The 26,443-nt window shown below is 57.5% G+C and carries 30 protein-coding genes; 1 reads left to right on the top strand and 29 read right to left on the bottom strand.

Going from position 1 to position 26,443, the window contains the following annotated elements:
• Positions 1-11: 11 nt before the first annotated feature.
• The 15 genes from MWU55_RS08420 to MWU55_RS08350 all read right to left on the bottom strand — a co-directional run bounded on the left by MWU55_RS08420 (position 12) and on the right by MWU55_RS08350 (position 12,820).
• Positions 12-1,556, bottom strand: a complete 1,545-nt coding sequence (locus MWU55_RS08420) for an NADH-quinone oxidoreductase subunit M (protein ID WP_246935601.1) — start codon at positions 1,554-1,556, stop codon at positions 12-14.
• Positions 1,556-3,718, bottom strand: a complete 2,163-nt coding sequence (gene nuoL, locus MWU55_RS08415; RefSeq protein WP_246935600.1) for an NADH-quinone oxidoreductase subunit L — start codon at positions 3,716-3,718, stop codon at positions 1,556-1,558. The genes MWU55_RS08420 and nuoL overlap by 1 nt, the downstream gene beginning before the upstream one ends.
• Positions 3,719-3,724: 6 nt before the next feature.
• Positions 3,725-4,030 (bottom strand): NADH-quinone oxidoreductase subunit NuoK, encoded by a 306-nt coding sequence (nuoK, locus tag MWU55_RS08410; RefSeq protein ID WP_108856011.1) that lies wholly within the window; start codon positions 4,028-4,030, stop codon positions 3,725-3,727.
• A 51-nt stretch (positions 4,031-4,081) separates the two neighbouring features.
• Positions 4,082-4,531 (bottom strand): hypothetical protein, encoded by a 450-nt coding sequence (locus MWU55_RS08405; RefSeq protein ID WP_246935599.1) that lies wholly within the window; start codon positions 4,529-4,531, stop codon positions 4,082-4,084.
• An 8-nt stretch (positions 4,532-4,539) separates the two neighbouring features.
• Positions 4,540-5,154 (bottom strand): NADH-quinone oxidoreductase subunit J, encoded by a 615-nt coding sequence (locus MWU55_RS08400; protein ID WP_246935598.1) that lies wholly within the window; start codon positions 5,152-5,154, stop codon positions 4,540-4,542.
• A complete protein-coding gene (locus MWU55_RS08395; protein WP_246935597.1) occupies positions 5,151-5,558 on the bottom strand; it encodes a carboxymuconolactone decarboxylase family protein in 408 nt (135 codons plus the stop codon). Before MWU55_RS08395 ends, MWU55_RS08400 begins: the two co-directional genes overlap by 4 nt.
• Positions 5,559-5,567: 9 nt before the next feature.
• A complete protein-coding gene (nuoI, locus tag MWU55_RS08390; RefSeq protein WP_246935596.1) occupies positions 5,568-6,059 on the bottom strand; it encodes an NADH-quinone oxidoreductase subunit NuoI in 492 nt (163 codons plus the stop codon).
• A gap of 3 nt (positions 6,060-6,062) precedes the next feature.
• The gene (gene nuoH, locus MWU55_RS08385; protein WP_246935595.1) at positions 6,063-7,100 is read right to left on the bottom strand and encodes an NADH-quinone oxidoreductase subunit NuoH; all 1,038 of its coding nucleotides are present in this window, start codon (positions 7,098-7,100) and stop codon (positions 6,063-6,065) included.
• Between the two features lie 14 nt (positions 7,101-7,114).
• A complete protein-coding gene (locus MWU55_RS08380) occupies positions 7,115-7,912 on the bottom strand; it encodes a hypothetical protein (protein ID WP_246935594.1) in 798 nt (265 codons plus the stop codon).
• Between the two features lie 18 nt (positions 7,913-7,930).
• Positions 7,931-9,949, bottom strand: a complete 2,019-nt coding sequence (nuoG, locus tag MWU55_RS08375; protein ID WP_246935593.1) for an NADH-quinone oxidoreductase subunit NuoG — start codon at positions 9,947-9,949, stop codon at positions 7,931-7,933.
• Between the two features lie 60 nt (positions 9,950-10,009).
• Entirely contained in the window at positions 10,010-10,429 is a 420-nt protein-coding gene (locus MWU55_RS08370; RefSeq protein ID WP_246935592.1) for a DUF5333 domain-containing protein, read from the bottom strand.
• Positions 10,430-10,550: 121 nt separating this feature from the next.
• The gene (locus MWU55_RS08365) at positions 10,551-11,009 is read right to left on the bottom strand and encodes a hypothetical protein (RefSeq protein ID WP_246935591.1); all 459 of its coding nucleotides are present in this window, start codon (positions 11,007-11,009) and stop codon (positions 10,551-10,553) included.
• An 8-nt stretch (positions 11,010-11,017) separates the two neighbouring features.
• Complete coding sequence (gene nuoF, locus MWU55_RS08360) at positions 11,018-12,313, bottom strand: NADH-quinone oxidoreductase subunit NuoF (RefSeq protein ID WP_246935590.1); 1,296 nt, start codon at positions 12,311-12,313, stop codon at positions 11,018-11,020.
• Positions 12,314-12,319: 6 nt separating this feature from the next.
• Positions 12,320-12,544, bottom strand: a complete 225-nt coding sequence (locus MWU55_RS08355; protein WP_246935589.1) for a DUF5337 domain-containing protein — start codon at positions 12,542-12,544, stop codon at positions 12,320-12,322.
• Between the two features lie 9 nt (positions 12,545-12,553).
• The gene (locus tag MWU55_RS08350) at positions 12,554-12,820 is read right to left on the bottom strand and encodes a hypothetical protein (RefSeq protein ID WP_246935588.1); all 267 of its coding nucleotides are present in this window, start codon (positions 12,818-12,820) and stop codon (positions 12,554-12,556) included.
• On the opposite strand from MWU55_RS08350, the gene MWU55_RS08345 reads away from it, so the two are divergent.
• The gene (locus MWU55_RS08345; protein ID WP_246935587.1) at positions 12,819-13,319 is read left to right on the top strand and encodes a hypothetical protein; all 501 of its coding nucleotides are present in this window, start codon (positions 12,819-12,821) and stop codon (positions 13,317-13,319) included. The two genes, MWU55_RS08350 and MWU55_RS08345, sit on opposite strands and share 2 nt — an antisense overlap.
• 274 nt (positions 13,320-13,593) lie before the next feature.
• Here MWU55_RS08345 and MWU55_RS08340 read toward each other — a convergent pair whose 3' ends face one another.
• The 14 genes from MWU55_RS08340 to MWU55_RS08275 form a co-directional block, all read right to left on the bottom strand.
• Entirely contained in the window at positions 13,594-14,778 is a 1,185-nt protein-coding gene (locus MWU55_RS08340) for an NADH-quinone oxidoreductase subunit E (RefSeq protein ID WP_246935586.1), read from the bottom strand.
• The gene (locus tag MWU55_RS08335) at positions 14,778-15,998 is read right to left on the bottom strand and encodes an NADH-quinone oxidoreductase subunit D (RefSeq protein WP_246935712.1); all 1,221 of its coding nucleotides are present in this window, start codon (positions 15,996-15,998) and stop codon (positions 14,778-14,780) included. Before MWU55_RS08335 ends, MWU55_RS08340 begins: the two co-directional genes overlap by 1 nt.
• Positions 15,998-16,609, bottom strand: a complete 612-nt coding sequence (locus tag MWU55_RS08330; protein ID WP_246935585.1) for an NADH-quinone oxidoreductase subunit C — start codon at positions 16,607-16,609, stop codon at positions 15,998-16,000. Before MWU55_RS08330 ends, MWU55_RS08335 begins: the two co-directional genes overlap by 1 nt.
• Positions 16,610-16,612: 3 nt before the next feature.
• Positions 16,613-17,146 carry an NADH-quinone oxidoreductase subunit B gene (locus tag MWU55_RS08325; protein WP_246935584.1) on the bottom strand — a complete coding sequence of 178 codons (534 nt, stop codon included), beginning with the start codon at positions 17,144-17,146 and terminating at the stop codon, positions 16,613-16,615.
• Positions 17,137-17,502, bottom strand: a complete 366-nt coding sequence (locus MWU55_RS08320; RefSeq protein WP_133489503.1) for an NADH-quinone oxidoreductase subunit A — start codon at positions 17,500-17,502, stop codon at positions 17,137-17,139. Before MWU55_RS08320 ends, MWU55_RS08325 begins: the two co-directional genes overlap by 10 nt.
• 288 nt (positions 17,503-17,790) lie before the next feature.
• A complete protein-coding gene (locus MWU55_RS08315; RefSeq protein ID WP_246935583.1) occupies positions 17,791-18,177 on the bottom strand; it encodes a hypothetical protein in 387 nt (128 codons plus the stop codon).
• Between the two features lie 20 nt (positions 18,178-18,197).
• On the bottom strand, positions 18,198-18,980 hold the full coding sequence (locus MWU55_RS08310; RefSeq protein WP_246935582.1) for a crotonase/enoyl-CoA hydratase family protein: 783 nt from the start codon (positions 18,978-18,980) through the stop codon (positions 18,198-18,200).
• 3 nt (positions 18,981-18,983) lie between these two features.
• The gene (locus MWU55_RS08305) at positions 18,984-19,838 is read right to left on the bottom strand and encodes a hydroxymethylglutaryl-CoA lyase (protein ID WP_246935581.1); all 855 of its coding nucleotides are present in this window, start codon (positions 19,836-19,838) and stop codon (positions 18,984-18,986) included.
• 18 nt (positions 19,839-19,856) lie between these two features.
• Positions 19,857-20,534 (bottom strand): glutathione S-transferase family protein, encoded by a 678-nt coding sequence (locus MWU55_RS08300; RefSeq protein WP_246935580.1) that lies wholly within the window; start codon positions 20,532-20,534, stop codon positions 19,857-19,859.
• The gene (locus MWU55_RS08295; protein WP_246935579.1) at positions 20,531-22,471 is read right to left on the bottom strand and encodes an acetyl/propionyl/methylcrotonyl-CoA carboxylase subunit alpha; all 1,941 of its coding nucleotides are present in this window, start codon (positions 22,469-22,471) and stop codon (positions 20,531-20,533) included. Before MWU55_RS08295 ends, MWU55_RS08300 begins: the two co-directional genes overlap by 4 nt.
• 65 nt (positions 22,472-22,536) lie before the next feature.
• Positions 22,537-22,974 (bottom strand): thermonuclease family protein, encoded by a 438-nt coding sequence (locus tag MWU55_RS08290; RefSeq protein ID WP_246935578.1) that lies wholly within the window; start codon positions 22,972-22,974, stop codon positions 22,537-22,539.
• A gap of 3 nt (positions 22,975-22,977) precedes the next feature.
• Positions 22,978-24,582 carry a carboxyl transferase domain-containing protein gene (locus tag MWU55_RS08285; protein WP_246935577.1) on the bottom strand — a complete coding sequence of 535 codons (1,605 nt, stop codon included), beginning with the start codon at positions 24,580-24,582 and terminating at the stop codon, positions 22,978-22,980.
• 1 nt (position 24,583) lies between these two features.
• A complete protein-coding gene (locus MWU55_RS08280) occupies positions 24,584-25,120 on the bottom strand; it encodes a lysozyme inhibitor LprI family protein (RefSeq protein ID WP_246935576.1) in 537 nt (178 codons plus the stop codon).
• Entirely contained in the window at positions 25,120-26,280 is a 1,161-nt protein-coding gene (locus MWU55_RS08275) for an isovaleryl-CoA dehydrogenase (RefSeq protein ID WP_246935575.1), read from the bottom strand. Before MWU55_RS08275 ends, MWU55_RS08280 begins: the two co-directional genes overlap by 1 nt.
• Between the last annotated feature and the right edge of the window lie 163 nt (positions 26,281-26,443).

The following is a 26,443-nucleotide window of genomic DNA, read 5'->3' as shown; positions in this document are numbered from 1 at the left end:
TTTCGCTCTCCTTAATGCGATGCGGTCTGCGCCATCTCTGCAGCATCTGCAGGAATAGCGGCATGGAAGTTGGTCAAAAGCGCCTCGACCGAGGGGCCAATGATGTCGGTGACCAGCGATGGGTAGACACCCAGCAGCAGGGTCATGAAGATGAGAGGTGCGAAGATCGCTTTCTCGCGGCCATTCATCTCGGTGATCGACTTCAGGCTTTCCTTGATCAGATCGCCAAAGACGACGCGGCGGTAAAGGTAAAGCGCATAGGCGGCCGAGAAGATCACACCCGAGGTCGCAACCAGAGCAACCCAGGTGTTGGCTTTGAACATGCCCACCAGTGTCAGGAATTCACCCACGAAGCCCGAGGTACCTGGAAGGCCCACGTTTGCCATGGTGAAGAACATGAAGATCAGCGCGTAAGTCGGCATGCGGTTCACAAGACCTCCGTAGGCCGAGATCTCGCGGGTATGCATGCGGTCATAGATGACGCCAACACACAGGAAGAGGGCGCCCGAGATAAAGCCGTGGCTGATCATTTGGAAGATCGCGCCGTCCAAACCTTGTTGATTAAGCGAGAAGATACCAGCCGTCACGTAACCCATGTGGGCAACGGACGAATAGGCAATCAGCTTTTTCATGTCTTCTTGCACCAGCGCAACCAGCGAGGTGTAGACAATCGCAATCGCTGACAACCACAGGACGAAGCACGCCATCACGTCTGCCCCAATCGGGAACATCGGCAGGCTGAAGCGCAGGAAGCCATAACCGCCCATCTTCAGAAGGATCGCGGCCAGCACGACCGAACCGGCGGTCGGCGCTTGTACGTGTGCATCAGGCAACCAGGTGTGAACCGGCCACATCGGCATTTTCACCGCGAAGCTTGCGAAGAAGGCCAGGAACAGAAGCGTCTGTGCGCCGCCTACAATCTGGATGCCCAAAAGGCTGAAATCTTCCGAACCAAACTTATGCGCCATCAGCGTCGGAATGTCCGTCGTGCCTGCGTCGATGAACATATAGATCATCGCCACCAGCATCAGGACCGAGCCCAAGAAGGTATAAAGGAAGAACTTGAAACTCGCATAGATGCGGTCCTTGCCGCCCCAGATACCAATGATCAGGAACATCGGGATCAGGCCTGCTTCGAAGAAGAGGTAGAACAGCACCAGATCCAGCGCCATGAAGACGCCCAGCATCAGGGTTTCAAGCAGCAGGAAGGCAATCATGTATTCCTTCACGCGGGACGTGACGCCCCAGCTGGCCCAGATGGTCAGTGGCATCATGAAGGTGGTGAGCATGACAAACAGGACCGAGATCCCGTCGACGCCCATCTTGTACTTCAGACCCATGATCCACTCGCCTTCTTCCACGAACTGGAAGCCAGTGTCAGCTGGGTCAAACCCTGTGATCACCAGAAGCGAGAAAAGGAAAGTTGCAACCGTCGCTGCCAGCGCAAGGTACTTTGCGTTGCGCGCGGCCGCTTCGTCATCGCCGCGCAAGAAAAGCGCAAGGATCACAGCCGCGACCAGCGGCAGGAAGGTAATGATGGAAAGCAGGTTATTCATTAGTGCGCTCCACCGCTGAAGATAATCATGATTGTCACCAGTGCGACGATGCCAAGAACCATCGCGAAGGCATAAGAGAAGACGTAACCAGTTTGTGCACGGCCAGCCTGTTTTGTGAACCAAGGCACGATGCCCATCGCCACGCCATTTAGGAAGCCGTCAATCACATTGCCGTCGCCGCGTTTCCACAAGAACCGTCCAATGGCAAAGGCGGGCTTGACGAAAAGGATGTCGTAGATCTCGTCAAAGTACCATTTGTTCAGAAGGAAGTTGTAAATCAGCGGGAATGTCTCGGCCAATCGCTTGGGCAGGCTCGGGTTCTTGATATAGAACCAGAAGGCCGTCACGAAACCGATGATCATCGCCACGAAGGGCGAGACCTTGACCCATTTCGGCACATAGTGCGCGTCATGCAGAACGTGATTGTCGGCACCCATGTAGATCGCACCTTTCGGCGCTTCGCCGTGATGTGCAGCCGCAACCGGTGCATGTGCGGGGTCGGCCATGGTTTCAGCATGTGCTTCTTCAGTGGCGTGGGCCGCGTCGTCGTGGCTGTGATCGTCCGCAGCGTGGTCATCCTTTGCATGATCGTCGCTATGACTATCCGCAGCCTCACCGTGGCTGGCCGAAGCGTGGGCCTCGATGCCAAAGAACTTCTGCACCTGCTCTTCTTTCCCGAAGAACGATCCATACCAGATCATACCGGCAAAGATCGCGCCCAAGGCCAGAACACCCAGCGGGATGGTCATGACCAGCGGGCTTTCATGTGCATGCTCATGCGTGTGCTTGTCGCCGCGCGCCTTGCCGTAGAAGGTCATGAACATCAGGCGCCAGCTGTAGAAGCTGGTGAAGAGCGCGGCGATGACCAGCATCCAGAAGGCGTAGCCTCCGTTCGTGCCGGCAAATGCGCTTTCAATCACGGCGTCTTTCGACAGGAAGCCTGCAAATCCGATGGTGGTCAGCGGGATGCCGACACCGGTGATGGCCAGTGTACCGATCATCATGGCCCAGAAGGTGATGGGCAACTTCTTACGCAGGTTGCCATAGTTGCGCATGTCCTGTTCGTGATGCATTCCGTGGATGACCGAACCGGCGCCAAGGAACAGCATCGCCTTAAAGAAGGCGTGGGTGAACAGGTGGAACATAGCGACCGAGTAGACGCCAACGCCAGCCGCCACGAACATATAGCCCAGCTGCGAACAGGTCGAATATGCGATCACGCGTTTGATGTCGTTTTGCACAAGGCCCACGGTGGCCGCGAAGAACGCAGTGGTGGCGCCAAGGAAGACGATGAAGTTGGTCGCCTCGGGCGCGTACTCCATCAGGGGCGACATGCGGCAGACCAGGAATACACCCGCGGTCACCATGGTCGCGGCGTGGATCAGGGCCGACACCGGGGTCGGGCCTTCCATCGCGTCGGGAAGCCATGTGTGCAGGATCAACTGAGCCGATTTACCCATCGCGCCGACGAACAGAAGGAAAGCCAGCAGGTTGGCTGCGTTCCAATCACGCCACAGGAAGTGGAGGTTGGTTTCCGCCAGCGCAGGTGCGGCTGCAAACACATCGTCAAAGCGGATGCTATCGGTCATGTAGAACAGGCCGAAGATGCCCAAAGCGAAGCCAAAGTCACCAACACGGTTTACCACGAAGGCTTTGATCGCCGCCGCGTTGGCCGAGGGTTTCTTATAGTAAAAACCAATCAGCAGATACGAGGCCACACCCACGCCTTCCCAGCCGAAGAACATCTGCAAGAGGTTGTCCGAGGTCACCAGCATCAACATGGTGAAGGTGAAGAAGGACAGATAGGCGAAGAAACGGGGGCGATAGCTTTCGCCCTCGAACTGCGGATCGTGGGCCATATAGCCCATCGAATACAGGTGAACCAGCGACGAGACCGAGGTCACAACGACCAGCATGATCGCGGTCAGACGGTCCAGACGGATCGACCAGTCAACGCTCAGCGACCCCGATTGCACCCAATCCATCAGGTGGATGATCTGGGTCTCGCTTCCCAATCCCAGGAAGACGATCCAAGATAGGAACGCAGACCAGAACAGCAGGGCTGTCGTCAGGATCTGCGCGCCCTTGTCTCCGATGAACCGGTGGCCGAAGCCAGCGACCAACGCGCCGAAAAGCGGAGCAAAAAGGATGAACTGTACCATTTTTGGTTAGCCTTTCATCACGTTGACATCTTCGACAGCAATCGTGCCGCGGTTGCGGAAGAAGCTGACAAGGATCGCCAGACCAATGGCAGCTTCAGCAGCGGCCACGGTCAGTACAAAGAGCGTGAAGACCTGCCCCGTCAGATCGCCCAGATAGGACGAGAACGCGACAAGGTTGATGTTCACGGAAAGAAGCATCAATTCGATCGACATCAAAAGGATGATGACGTTCTTACGGTTCAGGAAGAGCCCGAAAATGCCGATGACGAACAGCGCCGCACCAACTGCGAGATAATGTTCAAGACCTACCATTTCGTCCCTCGTTTCTGTTTCCCGGTCTCGGGAGCGTCGATTTTCTTTTATTCACTGTGTCGCTCCTACCAATTCAGGGTAGTAAAGCTCGCAGGCACATGAAGTCTGCGTCACCCAACTAACGGGTTCTAAATCGTTAACTTCGAAGCCATACCTGCTGCTACTGGCCAGTTTCTTACCGTTATGCAGGGAGAATTCGGACCGTCGCAGTTCGTCAAAAAACTTGCCCACTGCGAACTGGTCATCACTCGCAAACTCGGCTGCATCTCCAGAAGCGCAGTTTTTTATTTGCCCAACGCTCTGAACTCCCTCAACAGTGTGGTTTGAAGGATCATCTTCTAGAAAGACGAACAAGTGCGATACAAAGCCATTGCCTTCATTGACCGGCGCACGCATTGGGCCTTCCCAGTGAGAAATTGAGCAATCTTCTTGCATCCCAAATCCTTCGTCGAATTCAGTATCACAAGCGGATAGCGCTACTATGGACAATGGGATTGCCATGTTAATTCTCACAGCCCCTGCCCCGGTTTCACGTCGATGATCTCCATCGCTTTGGCCGGGTCACGGTGCATCTGGGCCATGACGTTCTGGCGCTTCACATTCGTGCGGTGGCGCAGGGTCAGGACGATGGCGCCGATCATGGCAACCAGCAGGATCAGACCCGCCAACTGGAAGAGCAGGATGTATTGGGTGTAAAGGATCTGCCCCAGAGCTTCGGTGTTGTGGGCCACATCAAGTGCGGGGGTGACAGCAGCACGTGCAGCCTCGGCTCCGTCGGCGAAATGCCAGACACCAAAGATGGTGCCCATTTCGACCAGCAGGATCACCCCGATCAGAAGCGCGATGGGCAGCGATTGCGACATCTCGGCCTTCAGGGCGGCGAAATCCACGTCGAGCATCATGACGACGAACAGGAACAACACCGCGACCGCGCCCACATAGACGATCATCAGAAGCATCGCCACGAACTCGGCCCCCAGCAGGACAAACAGACCCGTGGCACCGATGAAGGCAGTGATCAGCCACAGCACCGAGTGCACGGGGTTTCTTGCCATTACGGTAAAGAACCCGCCGACCACGGTGGTCAGGGCAAAGAGGTAAAAGGCGAAATCGGCAACGCTCATGCGTCCCCCTCCTGATTTTCATCAAAGACGGCTTGCGCTTCTTCAAGCGCCCGGTTCATCGCCGGCAAGCCGCCCAACATGGACATTTGATAGATCACTTCCGCGATCTCTTTCTCGGTCGCGCCCGCTTCCAAAGCATGGCGCACGGTCACTTTCAGCTGCGGTCCGGCTTGAGCTCCTGCCGCCACCAGCCCCGCAAGGGCCACCAGCATGCGGGTCTTCGTGTCCAGACCGTCTTTGTTGAAGGCGTTTCCAAACATCATATCCATCATGTCTTTCGGCATGGTGGGCATCAGCTTGTCGAGACCTTCTGGAACGAACTTCTCCAGCGCAGGATTGAAGGCGCGAAGCATCAAGGTGCCCTGCTCCATCATCTCAGCGTATTTCTTTGAAAAGTCGTTCATTGGATTTCCTTAGCGGTAGGGCGCATCAAGTTCGATGTTGCGCGCGATCTCGGCTTCCCAACGTTCGCCGTTCTCAAGCAGCTTTTCTTTGTCATAGAACAGCTCTTCACGGGTTTCGGTGGCAAACTCGAAGTTCGGACCTTCAACGATTGCATCTACCGGGCAGGCTTCTTGGCAGAAGCCGCAGTAGATGCATTTGGTCATGTCGATGTCATAGCGCGTGGTGCGGCGCGAGCCATCGTCGCGGGGTTCCGCATCGATGGTGATGGCCTGTGCTGGGCAGATGGCCTCGCACAGCTTACAGGCGATGCAGCGCTCTTCCCCGTTGGGATAGCGGCGCAGCGCATGTTCACCACGGAAGCGTGGGCTCAGCGGACCCTTTTCGAAAGGGTAGTTGATCGTCGCCTTCTTCGAAAAGAAGTACTTCAGACCCAGCTGGAACCCTTTGATAAAGTCGGTCAACAGGAAGTATTTTGTTGCGCGTGCGTAATCAAATGCCATTGATCAGCCCCCTACAGTCCAGCGGGCATAAGCGCCCCAGAATGCCCCGTATTGGGCGAAGAATGCGACCAGAACGACCCAGCCCAGCGACAGCGGCAGGAAGACTTTCCAGCCAATGCGCATCAGTTGGTCATAGCGGTAGCGAGGCGTGATGGCCTTCACCATCGAGAAGACGAAGAAGAAAAAGAAAATCTTCGCAAACAGCCACAGGATGCCATCCGGCAGCGCCTCGACCGGCGACAGCCAGCCGCCAAAGAACAGGATCGAGATCAGCGTACACATCAGAACGATGGCCACATATTCACCGATCATGAACAGAAGGAACGGGGTCGACGAGTATTCAACCTGATAGCCCGCCACCAGTTCCGATTCCGCTTCGGGAAGGTCAAAGGGTGGGCGGTTGGTTTCAGCCAAAGCCGAGATAAGGAACAAGAAGACCATCGGGAAATGCGGCAGCCAGTACCAGCTGAGCAACCCTTTGCCATCCTGTGCCATCACGATGTCACCGAAGTTCATCGATCCGGTCGAGATGATCACACCAATGATGATCAGGCCGATAGAGACTTCGTAGGAAATCATCTGCGCAGCGGAGCGCAGCGAGCCAAGGAACGGATATTTGGAGTTCGACGCCCAGCCGCCCATGATCACGCCGTACACCTCAAGCGAGGAGACCGCGAAGACGAACAGGATCGCCACGTTCACATCGGCCAGAACCCAACCATCGTTGAACGGGATCACCGCCCAGGCGACCATGGCCAAGACAAAGCTCAGCATCGGGGCCAGCATAAAGACAAAGCGGTCGGCCCCTGCGGGCACCACGATCTCTTTCAGCACATATTTCAGGAAGTCCGCGAAGGACTGTAGCACGCCAAACGCGCCAACCACGTTGGGCCCTTTGCGCAGCTGAACCGCTGCCCAGACCTTGCGGTCAAAATAGAGCAGGAAGGCCAGCGCCACCAGAAGTGGGACCACGATCAGCAGACACTGACCAATGATCAAAAGCGCGATGCCCAGATTTGTAGTGGTGAAGAATTCAATCATTTCTCTTCATGCCCTCAGACCGTCGGTATTCCGTTTTCAAAGCAACTCTGGGCGGTGACAGCCGCGTCAATGGTGATCAGCCCCTCGGGAAGGGTCTCTGACACCCAAAAGACGGCTTTGCCAGTCCAGATGCTGTTATCTCGTGTTACGCTTGTTAGGACATGCCGGGCGAACCCGTATCCACGGCTAAGCGTGTATTGCGCGGCGGCACATTCCGCATATGCCGCGACATTTTCATTGTTCACTTCGCCCTCAAGACGCACGTTGATCTGCACCAATTCGTCGTCCAAGCGCTTGGTCTGAACGCCAAGATAGGTGATGTCCCAAGCCTGATTTGTCTCTTCCAGAGACAACCCGGCATCGCCGCTTTGCGTGGCGATGGGCGATGCACTTGCTGCAACTGCAACCTTGTCGTTGGCAGCTTTTTCGGCTGCGGCTGTTTCGGTTGCCACTGCTTCAACTGCGGCTTCTTGGGTGGCTGGCGTCTCATCCACCGGCGTTTCGTCCTTAGGGACGGTGCGCGTCTTGCCAGGTTTGGCAGCCCACCAGCATCCCGGTGGTCGTTTCGCACGGTCATATTTGGACGTGTACATGACGGCGCGATCGCCATTCATTAGGTCATCTGATGGCGCATCTTTGCTCTGCTCAACCAGCCCACGATCGCTTGCGACTTTGCAATCTCCAAGCCCCACGGCATTTTTCATGACTCCGCCAACACGATCCATGAGAGCACAGGACGATAGGGCAGTGACAATCACCACTGCCCCCAAAAGCCGCTTGCTTACCGTTCCTATGATCGATTGAGTGGTCATGTTCAGCACCAATCCTGTTTATTCCGCCGCCAAAGGCGCGGTGCGGTTGCGGCCTTGCGCCGAAAGCTCAGCCATCACTTCTGAAGCACGGGCAATCGGGTTGGTCAGATAGAAGTCGCCAATCACATAGCGGAAGGACGCTTTGCCCATCTTCTCGACCGGCAGCGCCTGCCATTCATTGTCGGCCACCTGATCAACACCACCCAGAACCGGAGCGGCCTCGACCATCGCCCGGCGCAGGCCAGCCTGCGTGTCCCATGGCAGGGTTGCACCAAGTTCAGCTGACAGCGCGCGCAGAATGGCCCAGTTTTCCTTGGCCTCGCCCGGTGCAAAGTTTGCACGAAGAGCCAATTGCGGACGTCCTTCTGTGTTTACGAACAGACCACCTTCTTCGGTGTACGCAGCCCCCGGCAGGACTACGTCGGCGCGCATCGCACCACGATCCCCGTGGCTGCCCTGATAAATCACAAAGGGACCGTCAGCGATTTCGATCTCATCCGCGCCCATGTTGAAGATGACATCAGCGCCAGTTGTTGCCGCTTCCATGCCACCTTCGGTCACAGCACCCAGATCCATTGCGCCCACACGGCCAGCGGCGGTGTGCAGGATCATCAGTTTCGAGCCGGTATCCTCGGCCAGCTTCATGGCGTTCGACAGAACCGCCAGACCGTCTGCTTCGCGCAAGGCACCCTGCCCGACGATCACCACGCTTGGTGCGTCTTTCACAGCGCCGTAGTCTTTGCCCACAATGCTATCCAACGCCGCGCGGTCATTGCCCACATGCGCGTAATCATATGTCAAATCAACAGCTTCGCCGACCAGTCCAACCTGAGCACCCTTCAGCCAAGCCTTACGGATGCGCGCATTCAGGACCGGAGCCTCAACCCGCGGGTTGGTGCCGATAAGCTGGATGAACTTCGCGTTGTCGATGTCTTCGATCGAAGCGGTGCCCACATAGCCCGAGCGGTTGCCAATCGGCAGACGCGCATTGTCGGTGCGGCATTCCACGTTCCCACCCCGCCCTTCAATCAGGGTCTTGAGCGAGAATGTCGCCTCGGCCGACGCCAGATCACCGATCAGGCCAGCAACTTTCTTGGCATCCTTCATCGCCTCAGCAGCTTTGCCCAGAGCCTCCCCCCAGGTGGCTTTGCGCAATTTACCGTTTTCGCGGATGTAAGGCGTGTCCAGACGCTGACGACGCAGACCGTCCCAAATGAAGCGCGTCTTGTCGGAAATCCATTCTTCGTTCACGCCATCATGGTTGCGCGGCAGCACACGCATGACTTCGCGACCCTTGGTGTCAACTCGGATGTTTGATCCAAGCGCATCCATCACGTCGATGGTCTCGGTCTTGGTCAATTCCCACGGGCGGGCTGTAAAGGCGTAGGGTTTCGATGTCAGAGCACCCACCGGGCACAGATCGATGATGTTGCCCTGCAAATTGCTGTCCAAAGTCTGGTTCAGATAGCTCGTAATCTCGGCATCTTCGCCGCGGCCGGTTTGGCCCATCTGGCTGATCCCCGCGACCTCGGTAGTGAAGCGCACACAGCGGGTGCAGGAAATGCAGCGGGTCATGGCGGTGGCAACAAGCGGGCCAAGATCCAGATCATCAACGGCGCGCTTCATCTCGTTAAAGCGCGTGCCGGACATGCCATAGGCCATGGCCTGATCTTGCAAATCACACTCACCACCCTGATCGCAAATCGGGCAATCCAGAGGGTGGTTGATCAGCATGAATTCCATCACGCCTTCACGGGCCTTCTTGACCATGGGCGAATTCGTTTTCACGACAGGCGGCTGGCCTTCGGGACCGGGGCGCAGATCGCGCACCTGCATGGCGCAACTTGCTGCCGGCTTGGGCGGACCGCCCACGACCTCGACCAGACACATGCGGCAGTTGCCCGCAATCGACAGACGCTCGTGATAGCAGAAACGCGGAACTTCGATCCCGGCCACTTCGCATGCCTGAATCAGCGTCATCGCGCCATCAACTTCAACTTCCATGTCGTCAATGACGATCTTTTTCAGGTCGCTCATCACGGTCCCTTTTTCGTTCCATGGGCCGGTGTTTTCACCGTGCCCACACAGTCATGCCCCTTAGCGCTCGTAAAGTAACGAGCCCGCAAAGGAGCGCTTTGCAATCTCAGCGCGGCCAGCCGCGCAGTAGGTTTCTTCCTGACCCTTCACCACACCTTTCGACGCCAGCAATGGCTCGGCGATGGCGCGGAAACGGTCCTGTTCGGATTTGCTGTCTACATAGGCCATCACCTCTTTCGAGGAATAGCCAAGCGACACAGCATGTTTTCTAAGCGAGAACGCTTTGTTCAGCAGGCGCAGCTTGCGCAGCCCCAATTCGGAACAGTTCTCGTCGATCAGATAGGCAACGGATGCGCCCAGCAACTCGGAATGCATCCTGCTGTCATCACGCAATGTGCTAAAGTCGGTGGCCGAGGCCATCCCAATACTTGCAGTTGCGGCCAAACCCGCGGCCAAGAAAACGGTGCGAATACTCATCATGACAAAACTCCTTTGTTCACAAAGGAGATGGGTGTGGCAGGCGTTGTCATGCAATAACAACACGGCAAAACGGACGCAAAAGCGCCTGTTTTCATGTAGTTATGCATAACAGTTTCTTTCATTACGCACAGACCCTCGGTAGATGAACATAACCGTCCGCGGTTACAAAAACCGGAGCCAGCATTTCTTCAGGCTGCATCGTGCGGCCGATTTGCGTGCAGGCCTGTGTTGCCACGTTGAACAACGTTGTCAGGTTTGCCGCAGCAGCTGCGCAGCTGGTCACCGGCGCGTTCTGCGCCTTCACGCTAAGGATCGTGATCCCGCTTTGCTCAACATCCGTGTCCTGCATCTCGGCCGTCTCGGTCTCGTCACCGGTGCATACAAGCGCCATGCCAGCGCCAGCCGCGAAATTGGCGAACTTGTAGTCGTAGGTCACGCCAGATTCCACGATCTGCCCATTCTCACCTGACGACAGATCGTACTGCGTCTTTGGCAACGGAATGGTGCGCGTGGTGCAGGCCCCTAAACCCAACACAAGCGTTGTAACCAGAGATGTTTTGATGATGGTTGATTTGAACATGTTTTCACTCACTCAGCTGCGATACTAACCTTGCCTTGCTTATTTACCCGGATGCGGTCTTCAATCTCGTCACGGAAGTTGCGGATCAGGCCCTGGATCGGCCATGCCGCGGCGTCACCCAATGCGCAGATCGTGTGGCCTTCGACCTGCTTGGTCACATCCCACAGCATGTCGATCTCTTCCACGTCGGCCTCGCCCTTCACCAGACGATCCATCACGCGCATCATCCAGCCGGTGCCTTCACGGCACGGCGTGCACTGACCACAGCTTTCGTGCTTGTAGAACTTGGACAGGCGCCAGATGGCTTTGATGATGTCGGTGGACTGGTCCATGACAATCACGGCTGCGGTGCCAAGGCCCGAGCCCAGCTCTCCGCGTAGATAATCGAAATCCATGATGGCGTCGCGCATGTTTTCGGCGCGTACACACGGCACGGACGAACCACCCGGAATAACCGCTTTCAGATTGTCCCAGCCGCCGCGAATGCCGCCGCAATGTTTCTCAATCAGCTCTTCAAAGCTGATCGACATGGCCTCTTCGACGACACACGGGTTGTTCACGTGGCCCGAGATGCCAAACAGCTTCGTGCCCGCGTTATTGGGGCGACCAAAGCCCGCAAACCAATCCGGCCCACGGCGCAGGATGGTCGGCACGACCGCAATCGATTCCACGTTGTTCACTGTGGTCGGGCAGCCATATAGACCGGCACCGGCCGGGAAAGGAGGCTTCATGCGTGGCATGCCCTTCTTGCCCTCAAGGCTCTCGATCAATGCAGTTTCTTCGCCGCAGATATACGCCCCTGCTCCGTGATGCAGGAACAGATCAAAATCCCAACCGGATTTCGCAGCATTCTTGCCCAGAAGGCCCGCGTCATAGGCCTCGTCAATCGCGGCTTGCAGCGCTTCACGCTCGCGAATGAATTCGCCACGGATATAGATATACGCCGTGTTGGCCCCCATCGCGAAAGACGCAATCAGAGCGCCTTCGATCAGAGTATGCGGATCATGGCGCATGATCTCGCGGTCTTTACAGGTGCCGGGCTCGGATTCATCTGCGTTGATAACCAGATAGGCCGGACGCCCGTCGCTTTCTTTTGGCATGAAGGACCATTTCAGACCGGTCGGGAAACCCGCACCACCGCGACCACGCAGACCCGAGGCTTTCATCTGCTCAACGATCCACTCGCGGCCTTTTTTGATGATCCCGGCTGTGCCGTCCCAGTGGCCGCGTTGTTTGGCGCCCGCAAGAGTGCGTTCGTGCATGCCATAGAGGTTGGTAAAGATCCGGTCTTTATCCTGCAGCATTCGCTTCTATCCTTCATCCGTCCGGCGCTGACGCCAGATCCGATACGTTACGACCAGTCCGAAACCGAACCCGGCCAGCGCCAGCAAATCCACCAAAGCCATGGTCCGGTTCGACCACCCCAGTGAATTGCCCGCGAAAGTGCCCCCGACCCACAGCGCACCGGTCAAGGCGATGACGATTGCCGCCAAGCGCCCCTGATTTCCGGATCCGTTTTGTGGGTCGGTTGCCATTTCCATTCCTTAATAGACCTTGCCCTTTTTGACCTTGGACGAGAATTCAGTCTCTCCGCCCTCAGCCAGGACTTTAGCCTGTTCTACCCAGCCGTCCCTTTCGATCCGGCCTTTGAAACTTAGGTTGTCATCAACCCACGAAATCTCGTCTGCGCCCCATTTGGCAACCTGATCGAAATGCCAGAAACCAAGGCCGTTCAAGGTCTGCTCAAGCTTGGGACCAACACCCTTCAACTGTTTCAGGTCGTCCGCACCAGACTTGCGCGGCGCTTTCATGGTACGTGGCTTCTTGGGCTTGCCGGTCGCTGCAGCAGGTGCTGCGGCTTTTGCGGACGATGCCTTGGCTGTCGATTTGGTCGACTTGGCTGCGGGTTTCTTCGCAGCTGCCTTTTTGGTGGTCGCCGATGTCGAAGCGGCCTTCGCCGCAGTCTTTTTGGCTGCTGGCTTCTTGGCTGCCGGCTTCTTTGCAGCAGGTTTCTTGGCTGCGGCTGCTTTGGATGCGGGTTTCGTCGCGGTGGTTTTTGAAGAAGGTTTCGCAGCCGTTTTGCTTTTTGCTTTTGGCGCGGCGGCTTTCGCGGGCTTAGAAGCCTCAGCAGCTGCACTTGCATCAAGAGCTGAAGCAGGCGTTGCGCTGGCAGCGGCGTCGCTTTCAGAAGCGGAAGCCGATGACGACCCAGTCGCTGCAACGGCGCCTGCGCCTACTGCCGCAGCAGCGGTTGTCGAAGCAACTGCTGCGCCCGAGGTCACTTCAACCTCACCACAGAACAGCTTTTGAAGCAGAAACGCCAGCGCGACAGCTGCGATCAGACCTACGATGAAACCGACGATCCCTGAGATCATCAGCCACAGCGCAATTCCAATTAGACCGCCGACAATCCAGCATGTCCGCTTGCAAGTGAAAAATCCGGTATTGTTACTCATTGTCCCTTATCCCTGTTGTTGATTTTGGACATCACGATAGAACGCGGTTGCGCGGAGGCATTTGTCTGCCTTTTCTTGCACTTATGATGATGAGCGTTCCTGTACATACCTGAATTCCTACACGGTGCTTAGTAGACCTTGCCCTTCTTGACCTTGGACGAGAACGCAGTCTCGCCACCATCTGCCAGAACTTTGGCTTGCTCTACCCAACCATCGCGCTCAATCCGCCCTTTGAAGGACAGTTGATCGTCAACCCAGGCAATTTCGTCTGCACCCCATTTGGCAACCTGGTCGAAATGCCAGAAGCCAAGGCCATTCAGGACGCCTTCCAGCTTGGGGCCTACGCCCTTCAGCTGTTTCAGGTCGTCCGCTCCCGACTTGCGGGGGGCCTTCATGGTGCGTGGTTTCTTCGCCTTGCCGCTGGCTGCGGGGGCAGCGGCGGCTTTGGTCGCCTTTGCAGGCGTTTTGGCGGATGTTTTCTTTGGTGCGGCTTTCTTGGCCGCTGCTTTTTTGGCTGCGGGCTTGGCTTGCTGAGCAGCCGTCTTACCCGTTGCGCGCGCTTTCGGCGTCGGGGCAGCGGCTTCACGACCAGCAGCCTTGCCATCGTTACCCAACCAAGGTGTCAGCAGCGGAACTTCGGTCCCATCGATGCGCTTCACCGTGTCGCCAATATCAGCAGCCAGTTGAACCGACGCGTTATACTGCGTCTTGCCGCTGTCATATTCCGTCAGAGACGTCAGACCCGACAAGGGCTCGGCTGCGTAGCGACCATTTTGCGGGCCAGGGGTCGGCACATTGCCTGCACGCAGCTCGTCAATGATCTTACCAAATGTCTCGGCGGTCAGGTCTTCGTAATAGTCTTTCCCGATCTGAGCCATTGGCGCGTTGGTGCAGGATCCAAGGCATTCGACCTCTTCCCAGCTCAGCTTGCCATCGCCGGATACCACATGCGGTTTGTCGGCAATCTTCTCACGACAGATCGCAATCAAATCCTCAGCGCCACAGATCATACAGCCCGTGGTGCCGCAAACCTGAATATGCGCAACAGAACCAACAGGTTGCAACTGAAACATAAAGTAGAACGAAGCGACTTCCAACACGCGGATATAAGCCATGCCCAACATATCAGCGACAGCCTCAATCGCGGGCTTGGTCAGCCAGCCTTCTTGTTCCTGCGCACGCCACAAAAGTGGGATCACCGCAGACGCCTGACGCCCCTCGGGATATTTCGTGATCTGCCCTTCCGCCCATGCAAGGTTGGCTGGCGTGAAAGCGAAGCTTTCGGGCTGTTCATGATGCAGACGGCGAAGCATTAGCGGTCGATCTCCCCAAACACGACGTCCATGGTGCCGATGATGGCTGCGACGTCGGCCAGTTGGTGGCCACCGGCCACATAGTCCATTGCCTGAAGATGCAGGAACCCGGGCGCGCGGATTTTCGAGCGGTAGGGTTTGTTCGATCCATCCGACACCAGATAGACGCCGAACTCGCCCTTGGGCGCTTCGACAGCGGCGTATACCTCACCTTCGGGCAGTTTGAAGCCTTCGGTGTAGAGCTTGAAGTGATGGATCAGGCTTTCCATCGACTGTTTCATGTCGCTGCGCTTGGGCGGGGTCAGCTTGCCACGCGCCAGTACATCGCCCTGCCCTTCGGGGGCACGTAGTTTTTCAACACATTGCAGAATGATCGACAGCGACTGGCGCATCTCTTCCATGCGGACAAGGTAGCGGTCATAGCAGTCGCCGTTTTTGCCGACGGGGATTTGGAATTCGAATTCGTCATAGCATTCGTAAGGCTGCGCGCGGCGCAGATCCCATGCCAGACCCGACCCACGGACCATCACGCCCGAGAAACCCCAATCCAGAATGTCCTGTTCGTTCACCACACCAATGTCAGCGTTACGCTGTTTGAAGATGCGGTTTTCGGTCAGAAGCTCGTCAATATCCTTGATCCGCGACGGGAAATGATGCGCCCAGGTCTCGATATCGTCGATCAGCTCGGGCGGCAGATCCTGATGGACACCGCCGGGGCGGAAATAGGCTGCGTGAAGGCGGGCACCACAGGCGCGTTCGTAAAAGCCCATCAGAGCTTCGCGTTCCACAAAGCCCCACAGCGGCGGGGTCAATGCACCCACGTCCATCGCCTGAGTGGTGATGTTCAGAAGGTGGTTCAGAATACGGCCAATTTCGGAATACAGCACGCGGATCAGCTGACCACGGCGCGGAACTTCGACACCGGCCAGTTTCTCGATCGCCAGACACCAAGCGTGTTCCTGGTTCATTGGGGCCACATAATCCAACCGGTCGAAATACGGCAGGTTCTGCAGATAGGTGCGGCTTTCCATCAGCTTTTCGGTGCCACGGTGCAGAAGGCCGATATGTGGGTCGGCGCGTTCAACGATCTCGCCATCCAGCTCAAGCACCATACGCAGCACGCCGTGGGCTGCCGGGTGCTGAGGCCCGAAGTTGATGTTAAAGTTGCGGATCTTCTGCTCGCCGCTCAGGGCGTCATCGAAGTTCTTGGATCCGTCCATCATTTTGCGGCCTCTTCCGTTTTCTCGTCACCCGGAAGGATGTAGTTTGCACCTTCCCACGGGGACATGAAGTCGAACTGGCGATAGTCCTGTGTCAGGGTCACGGGTTCATAAACCACACGTTTCTCAACCTCGTCATACCGTACTTCGGTATAGCCGGTGGTCGGGAAGTCTTTGCGCAGCGGGAAGCCGCGGAAGCCGTAGTCCGTCAGGATGCGGCGCAGATCCGGGTGGCCCGAAAATAGGATGCCGAACATGTCGAAGACTTCGCGTTCGAACCAGTTTGCGGATTTGTGGACCTCGGTGATCGAGGGCACCATCTCGTCCTCGCGCACAGCGACTTTCACGCGGATGCGTTGGTTCGTGTACATGGACAGGAAATGATAAACCACGTCGAAACGCGCCTCACGCTCGGGATGGTCAACTGCAGTGATGTCCACCAGCGTCGAGAACTTGCAAGCGTTGTCGTTCTTCAGAAATTCGATAAACGCCGGAATGCCCGACAGCGGCACACTCACGGTCAGTTCGTCAAATATGACATCCCAGCTTAGGACGCAATCAGGGCGCTTTGCTTCGATAGTGGCGCCAAGTTCGTTCAGGGCTTCGCTCATCACTTACCTCACAATCGTGCCGGTGCGGCGGATTTTGCGTTGCAGCTGCAGGATGCCGTAAAGCAGTGCCTCGGCGGTGGGGGGGCAGCCGGGAACATAAACGTCCACGGGAACAATGCGGTCACAGCCGCGCACAACCGAATAGGAATAGTGATAGTAGCCACCGCCGTTCGCACAGGACCCCATCGAGATCACGTAACGCGGATCCGGCATCTGGTCGTACACCTTGCGCAGCGCCGGGGCCATTTTGTTGGTCAGCGTGCCAGCAACGATCATCAGGTCCGACTGACGCGGGGACGCGCGCGGCGCGGTGCCAAAACGCTCAAGGTCATAATGCGCCATGGCCGAATGCATCATCTCAACCGCACAGCAGGCCAGACCAAAGGTCATCCAGTGCAGCGACCCGGTTCGGGCCCAGTTGATAATGTCGTCGGTGGTGGTCAGCAAAAAGCCTTTGTCGGCCAATTGATCGTTCAGAAGACGGGTCGCATGTTCGCGGTCACCGCCAACCGTGTTGGCTCCAGTCATCACTCCCATTCGAGCGCCCCTTTCTTCCATTCGTAAGCAAAGCCGATCGTCAGAACGGCCAGGAACACCATCATCGACCAGAACCCAACCAACCCGACATCTTTAAAGGCCACGGCCCAAGGGAACAGGAAGGCGATTTCCAGATCGAAAATGATGAATAGGATCGCGACCAGATAAAACCGGCTGTCAAACTTCATCCGCGCGTCATCGAAAGCGTTGAAACCGCATTCGTAAGCGCTGAGTTTTTCGGGGTCGGGATTGCGGACTGCCAGCACTACGGCGGCGAGGATCAGAACAAGTCCGATAACAATGGCGAGTCCGAGGAAAATGATGATGGGGAGGTATTCCCGGAGAAGGTCTTCCACGTGTGGCTCCTTTTAAAGCGGATAAACCGCCTTTCGCTAGCTATGTGCGGTTTACCGCCGCACCGTTGCAGGGTCAACCAACAGGCGCTCGCATTCGCGTTTTTGAATGAGAGCGCGCACATGGGTAAAAACCTGTCACAAAAGGCTTAAAAGCAAGGGATTCTTGATCCGATGCGGTTTTGGACAGGTGCAAAACTACATCACGTGTTAAACTGTTTCGTCCAGTTTTCTGAAGGTTTTCGGTGTGATTGTTACTGCGATTGGCCATTTCTAGCGAGTTCAAGAGACTCACCCACTTGAAACGGCGGTGCTCCCGCCTATTGCGATTGTGATTACAGTGATGCTCAGAACTAAGGTGACAGGTCCCCACAGCCGACGCTCGGCGGGCGATGGTGTTGCCCAATTTGCAATAGTTGTCAGGATGGTCACGCCAAGAGCGACCCAAAATGTCCAACCGGGCCATCCTTGCAGCAATCCGGCCCGTGTGGCGACGGCAATTCCCATAAAGACCAGAATGCCCGCCTGTCCGATCGCGGCCACGCGCATGTATGGGGGAAGCGTCCCACGCCAACGCCCGCCATTGGCAAGATGCCCCCAAGGCATCCCCAGCGCCATGCAGAACTGAAAGCAGACCAGCACAACAATGAGGGCTGCGTAAATGTAACCTGCCAACATCATGCTGACAGGCTATCAGGTTAGATCCAGCTTGGCTTGCGTTTTTCAAAAAACGCCTCAATCCCTTCTTGCGCCTCGGCGCTTTCCCAGCGTGCGACAAGGCCAGCGATGGTCTCGTCGATGATCTCCTCCGTGATCGGCGGGCCAAGACGACGCGCCAGCGCTTTGGCTTCGGCCACCGCACCGGGGGCAACTGACAGATAGGGTTTCACTTCGGCCTCAACGGTCGCGTCCAGATCTTCAGGAGCCACAGCCTTGGCCAAAAGGCCCAGCGTCACGGCTTCGCCCGCATCGAAAATGCGCGCAGACATGAACACCCGCCGCGCCATCGCTTCGCCCAGACGGGCCAGCACATATGGACCAATGGTGGCGGGGATCAGGCCAAGACGCGTTTCAGTCAGACCAAACTTCGCCCCCGTCACACCGATGGAGACATCCGAGACTGAGGCCATTCCGACCCCGCCCCCGAACGCCTGCCCTTGCACGCGCGCAATCAGCGGCTTGGGCATTTCATTCAGCGCATTCAACATCATCGCCAGCTTCTTGGCTTCAACCCCGCGAGTTACAGGGTCCGCTGCCATTTGGTCCTGCATCCAGCGCAGGTCCCCACCGGCACAGAAACTTTTGCCGTCGCCGGTTAGGATCACGACGCGCACTGCATCATCCGCACCCAGCTTGTGTGCAGCGTCTGACAGCTCTTTAATCATTTTGGCAGACATTGCGTTGTGCTTATCCGCGCGATCCAGAAGCAGCGTGGCCACGCCGCGCTCATCCGTGGTGATCGAAATGGTCTCATAACTCATGGATCAGTCCCCTGCCCGCATCTGACGCGCCATCACGGCGGCCTTTTCAAGAATGTCCCGGTTCAGCCCGGTCGTGTAACCCAGCGCGGTCACGCGATCATGTACCGCTTCGGTCGCCACATTGCCCTGCGCACCCGGGGCGTAAGGGCAGCCGCCCAACCCACCAACAGCCGCATCGAAAACACGCAGGCCCTTAGCCAGAGACGCTTCGACGTTGTCGCAGGCCCGCCCGCTTGTATCGTGGTAATGGCCTGCAAACTTTCTGGCTTCACCCTCACCCAACACTGTGGCCAACATCGCGCTGATGCTTTCCGGCGTCGCCTGACCAATCGTGTCGCCCAACGAGATCTCGTAGCAGCCCATGGCGAGCAGTTCCTTTGCGACCCAAGCCACGCTTTCAGGCGCGGTTGGACCGTCATAGGGGCAGTCCGTCACACAAGAGATATAGCCACGCATTGGAATGCCGGCCTCTTTTGCGGCCTCGGCAACCGGTTGGAACCGCTCAAGGCTTTCGGCAATCGTGCAGTTGATATTGGCCTTGGAAAATCCTTCTGACGCGGACCCGAATATTGCGATCTCGTCAGCCTTTGCGGTAACAGCCCCTTCGAAGCCCCGCATATTCGGTGTGAGCGCTGCATAGGAAATGCCCGGCGCGCGTTTGATCCCAGCCAGCACATCTGCTGAATCGGCCATTTGCGGCACCCATTTGGGGCTGACGAAACTGGCAACCTCGATCCGCTTGAACCCCGCACCTGACAGAAGATCGACCAGTGCAATCTTTTCAGCGGTCGGGATCTGGCGCTTTTCGTTCTGCAGCCCATCACGCGGGCCGACTTCGAAAATCTCTACGTATTCCATGGGGTTACTCCACACTCATCATTCTGCGGGCACAGGATAGAAGTCCTGTGCATAGAAACGTTGCGGCCCTTCACGCTCAATCACGCGCTGATACGATGGCAGTCCCTCAACCCGTGCCTTATAGGCCGTGATATTCGGGAACTCGTCCAGTTTCACGTAATAGGGCGCTGCAAAAATGTTGAACCCCATCATGATATCAGCCGCCGTGAATCCGCGCTCCAGAAGCCAGTCGCGGCCGTTCAGGTGTTTCTCAAGCCCTGCCAGCGTGTGACGCAGTCGCGCCACGTTGATCTTGATCACAACCGGGCTGGGTTTGACCGGAGGCCGCAGGAACACCATCTGCATGTTCAGCTGTTCAATCAGGCTGGCCATGGTTTCTGTGTAGTGAATCCATTGCAGGTAATCTGTGCGCTCCGGCTGACCGGGGGCGACGCCAAAATCGGGCGCATAAGTCTCGGTCAGGAATTCAACGATCGCGCCGCTTTCCGACATGGTGATGTCGCCGATCTCCAACGCCGGAATACGGGTCGCAGGGGATACCTTGCGCAAATCGCTTTCAAACATCTCTTTCGAGCCGATTTTATATTCGATCACCTCGAGCTTCTCGCCCAGCTTTTCCTCAAGCCCAAGCTCTTCTATCAGCCACAGTACGCGAACCGAACGGCCATACTGAACGTGATGCAGTCGAAACGTCATGCGTCATCCTCTTCATCTTCCAGACGGATCAGCGGAGCGCCAGCTTCGACCTGATCCCCATCCGCACAGAGTACCTCGGCCACCACGCCGTCACGTGCGGCTTCCAGCGAATGCTCCATCTTCATCGCCTCAAGGATCGCAAGGCGGTCACCTTCCTTCACCTCTTGGCCCGCCTTGGCAAAGACGGCTTTCACAAGGCCCGGCATGGGCGCTTCAATCACGCCCGCGCCAGCACCGGCGCCCACATCCTGATCCAGCGGATCGGCCACGTGGAACTCCAGCCCGGATTGTGCAAAAACGGTCACGACATTGCCCGCCTTGGCCACACGCGGACCGCGGTCTTCGCCCATCTTCCACTGGCCGTTCAGGCAGGTCGCTTCGATGCTATCCTCACCCACGGTAATCACGTGACGATCCGCCCCGTAGGAGGAAACAACCACGTCATAGGTGTCATCTGCATCTGTGAGTGTGACGAAGTGGTTCAGACCTCCCCAAAGCGTAAAGCCCGTGCCCGTGCGTTTCAAAAGGTCCAGCGCGCACAGGGCGGCGGCGCCGATATCTGCCATCGTTGGGCCGGGCTCGTGCGTCAATGCCTCAAGATCGCGGTCGATCAGGCCTGTATCCACATCACCCTTCGAAAAACCGTCGTGGCGGGTCAGTGCGCCAAGGAACGCAAGGTTGGTGACCGATCCGGCCACTTCGGTGTTCGACAAAGCGGAGGATAGCATCCGCAACGCCGCCGCACGTGACCCTGCATGTACGGTCAGCTTGGCAATCATCGGGTCATAAAATGGGCTGATCGTGTCCCCTGCCCGCACTCCGGTATCAGCACGCGCGCCTTCGGGGAATTTCAGGTGAGACAGAGTGCCCGTCGCAGGAAGGAACCCCTTCGGAACGTCCTCTGCATACAGTCGCGCTTCAAACGAGTGACCGGTGATGGTCAGCTCGTCTTGCTGCATGGGCAGGCCTTCACCTGACGCGACACGCAGTTGCCACTCCACCAGATCAACGCCGGTGATCGCTTCTGTGACGGGGTGTTCGACTTGCAAACGCGTGTTCATCTCCATGAACCAGAACCCATCGGTGCGCAGACCATTGGCCCCATCCACGATGAACTCGACCGTACCTGCGCCCTTATATCCAATTGCCTCGGCTGCACGCACCCCAGCCATGCCCATCGCCTCGCGAACCTCTTCGGTCATACCGGGGGCTGGCGCTTCCTCGATCACCTTCTGATGGCGACGCTGAAGCGAGCAGTCGCGCTCAAACAGGTGCACCGCATGGGTGCCGTCGCCAAAGACCTGCACCTCGATGTGGCGCGGCGACAGGATATATTTCTCAACCAGCACATCGGCGTTGCCAAAGGCGGTCTGAGCCTCGCCCTGCGCAGATTTCAACGCATCCGCAAAATCGGCAGGATCATCCACACGACGCATCCCCTTGCCGCCACCGCCGGCGACAGCCTTGATCAGAACTGGATAGCCCATCTTGTCAGCCTCGGCGGCCAGGAAAGCGGGATCCTGATTTTCGCCGTGATAGCCCGGCACGACTGGTACGCCTGCATCCACCATCAGCTTCTTGGCGGCATCCTTCAGACCCATCTTGCGGATCGCGTCCGATGACGGGCCGATGAAGGTCAGGCCGGCCTTTTCAACTGCATCCACAAAGTCAGGGTTCTCCGACAGGAAGCCATAGCCCGGATGGATGCCTTGCGCGCCTGTGTCCAGCGCCACCTGAATGATCCGGTCCCCCAGAAGGTAAGACTGCGCAGGCTGTGGTGGGCCGATATGCACGGCTTCATCCGCCATTTTAACATGGCGCGCATCGGCATCAGCGTCCGAATACACGGCGACAGTGGCCACGCCCAGTTTGCGGGCGGTGTCGATGACGCGGCAGGCAATCTCGCCGCGGTTTGCAATCAGGATTTTCGTGAACATCGCTGTTCCTCCTTCGGGTGGGCCTCAGCCCTCTTTCATGTGTCCGCCCAGCGCAGGGCGAGAATTCAATTCAAACGGTCACACCAGTTGATCCGCGAGCCACCGCGATAGGCCAAAGCCAGCCCTTCGCTGATCAGCGTATCGCCCACGTCGCGCCCATCGACCGACAGGCGCACCAGTTCGCGACCATATTTGTCGTGTCCGTCATGGCGCATCGTGATGTCCGCCCCTTTTACGATCTGACGCAGTCGCGCCGTGGCCTTGTCGCCCAATGCCTTTTCCTCGGGGCAACCCGGGTCTTTTGTCTCGGGCGTGTCAAAACCCACAAGCCGCGCCGTCCGGGTCCCGTCCGGGCACTTCAGTTCAACCGTGTCCCCGTCATAGACATAACCCAGCCGACAACCGTCGATCACACTCACACGTGGGACAGGCGCGATTTGCTCGGCCAGCGTGTACAGGATCAGCAGCGTAAGCCCGGAATATATGACAAGGTTTGTATCCACCGATTACATCCTGAAGACGCCGAACTTGGTCTCTTCGATCGGAGCGTTCAGGGCTGCCAAGAGCGACAGGTAAAGCACCTCGCGCGATTTGCGTGGATCGATCACCCCGTCATCCCACAGACGCGCCGAAGCGTAGAGCGGGTGGCTCTGCTCCTCGAACATATCAATGGTGGGTTGCTTGAAGGTGGCCTCTTCTTCCGCCGACCATTCCCCGCCCTGACGTTCAATTGCATCGCGTTTCACGGTCGCCAGCACGCCCGCGGCCTGTTCGCCGCCCATCACCGAGATGCGCGAGTTTGGCCACGTCCACATGAAGCGCGGCTGATAGGCGCGTCCGGCCATGCCATAGTTACCGGCGCCATACGAGCCACCGACAACCATGGTCACTTTCGGAACATTGGTGGTCGCCACGGCGGTCACCATCTTTGCGCCGTGGCGCGCGATACCTTCATTTTCGTATTTTCGGCCCACCATGAAGCCGGTGATATTCTGCAGGAAGACCAACGGGATATTGCGCTGGCTGCACAGTTCCACGAAATGCGCGCCTTTCTGGGCGGCTTCCGAGAAGATCACGCCGTTGTTGGCGATGATCCCGATCGGGCAGCCTTTCAGATGGGCAAAGCCTGTCACCAGCGTTTCACCAAAGCGCGGCTTGAACTCGTCAAAACGCGAGCCGTCAACGATGCGCGCGATCACTTCGCGGATGTCATAAGGGGTTTTGAGGTCTGCGGGGACAACACCCAGCAGTTCCTCGGCGTCGTAAGCAGGTTCTTCCGGCTCTTGCCATTTCACCGTGATCGGTTTCTCGCGGTTCAGGCTTTCCACCGCGCGACGCGCCAAGGCCAGAGCATGCGCGTCGTCTTCCGCCAGATAATCGGCCACACCCGACAGGCGTGTGTGAACGTCACCGCCACCAAGATCTTCGGCCGAGACGACCTCGCCCGTTGCGGCCTTCACTAAGGGCGGACCCGCAAGGAAAATGGTTCCCTGCTCTTTCACGATGATGGTCACGTCCGACATGGCGGGCACGTAAGCACCACCAGCCGTACACGATCCCATCACAACCGCAATCTGCGGGATACCCTTCGCGCTCATCCGCGCTTGATTGTAAAAAATCCGGCCAAAATGGTCGCGATCCGGGAAGACCTCGTCCTGCTGCGGCAGGTTCGCGCCGCCACTATCGACCAGATAGATGCAGGGAAGGTTGCATTCCTCCGCGATCTCTTGCGCGCGCAGGTGTTTCTTCACCGTCATCGGGAAGTAAGTGCCGCCCTTCACGGTCGCGTCGTTGCACACGATCATGCATTCCTGACCATGCACCTGCCCGATGCCAGCCACAACACCGGCACAGGGGGCTGCGCCGTCATACATGTCATGAGCGGCGGTTGCGCCGACCTCAAGGAACGGAGACCCCGGATCCAGCAGGTTCGACACGCGATCACGCGGCAGCATTTTGCCGCGGCTCAGGTGACGATCACGGGATTTCTGCCCTCCGCCGCCAACTGCGGCCTCGGCAGCATCCGCCACCACTTTCAGGGCTTCAAGGTGACCCTTGCGGTTGGCCTTCCAGGCCTCTGATCCGGGGGTTGCTTGGGATTGTAGTTTCATCTCAGCATCCTTCGTGGTTGCAGATATTGTCGCCAAAGTCGTTGAGGTCGCTTTCGAGCGACATTGCTTGGCGGGCAGTCAAATACAGATGGCAGGACACAGCAGCAGGACCGCCGCCTGTTCCCCCGCCCCATTTCGTGCGCTCGTAATCACATGAGGTGTCGCGGAATGTGATCCACGCGCGCTGCATCTCTTTCAGTGCTGGCGCTTGCTTCGGTGCGGAACTGCCCATGACGGACATTTCTTCATCCTGAGCTTTCAGCCTGGTCATTAGAATCCCATATGCACGGTTCAGGCGACGATCCCAGTCCTCAAGCTCCAACCCGAGGCAAGACGACATGCCTACTGTGCTCATGCCGCCCTCGGTGGCTTCCATGCAGTAATTGGCGGCTGCCCCTACGCACCGCATTGGATCGCCGTCTTCACCCATCGCAGACAGGCAGTCCGTCGTTGGATGGAAGCTATAAGTCATGTTCTGCGCAGTGGCCGGACCGGCCACAGCAAGCATCAGTGACAATACGAGGGCCAGCGCACGCATCACTGCGCGCCCATCAATTCGCGACCGATCAGCATGCGGCGGATTTCCGAGGTGCCTGCGCCGATCTCCATCAGCTTGGCGTCGCGGAAGATGCGGCTGACAGGCGTTTCATTCATGAAGCCCGCACCGCCCATGGCCTGAACCGCTTGGTGCGCCTGTTTCATGGCTTCTTCGGACGCATAGAGCACACAGGCGGCGGCGTCCTGACGAGTCACTTCACCACGGTCACAGGCTTTGGCAACTTCGTAAACGTAAGCACGGGCCGAGTTCATCGCGGTGTACATGTCGGCGATCTTTGCCTGCATCAGTTGGAAGTCACCAATCGGACGCCCGAACTGTTTGCGCTCTTTCATATAGGGCATGATCTCGTCCAGGCACGCAGCCATGATACCAGTGCCAATACCCGACAAAACCACGCGTTCGTAATCCAGCCCTGACATCAGAACGGCAACGCCTTTACCCTCCTCGCCCAGCACGTTTTCAAACGGCACTTCCACGTCTTCAAAGATCAGCTCGGCGGTGTTTGATCCGCGCATCCCCATCTTGTCGAAATGCTCAGACGTCGAGAAACCCTTCATGCCCTTCTCGATGATGAAGGTGGTGATGCCCTTGGGGCCGGCCTCCGGGTCAGTCTTGGCATAGACGACCAGAGTGTCCGCATCCGGGCCGTTGGTGATCCAGAACTTGGTGCCGTTCAGCACATAGTATCCGTTGCGCTTTTCGGCGCGCAGCTTCATCGACACAACGTCCGATCCTGCCCCCGCTTCCGACATTGCCAGCGCACCGACATGCTCACCCGAGCAGAGCTTCGGCAAGTACTTCGCCTTCTGTTCGTCGGTCGCATTGCGACGGATCTGGTTCACGCAGAGGTTCGAGTGCGCACCGTAGGACAAAGACACCGAGGCTGAGGCGCGCGCGATCTCTTCCACAGCCACAACATGCGCCAGATAGGACATGTCCGACCCGCCGTATTCCTCGGGTGTGGTGACACCCAGAAGGCCAAGTTCACCAAACTCCTTCCACAGCTCGTTGGGAAATTCGTTCTTCTGGTCGACCTCACCCGCGATCGGCTTGATCCGATCTTGTGCATAGCGATGCACCATCTCGCGGATTGCATTGACGTCTTCGCCCAGGTCAAAATTCATGGAGTTGTTAAACATGTGCCGCTTCCTTCGGATCAGATCATAAGATCGCATTATTGAACGCTTGTTCATTTAATGCGCCGAAAGCACGATTCGCGTCAATAACGACGCAACGTCGCAGGGTGAAAGTCGAGAGGGTCGCGTTGCAGAAACTGTTGCGTTTGCTTCATCTCAAAGCGAG

Source organism: Aliiroseovarius sp. F20344, assembly GCF_023016155.1.
Lineage (GTDB): Bacteria > Pseudomonadota > Alphaproteobacteria > Rhodobacterales > Rhodobacteraceae > Aliiroseovarius.
Note: the sequence above shows the minus strand (reverse complement) of the source record. Positions and strands in the feature narration are given on the sequence as shown.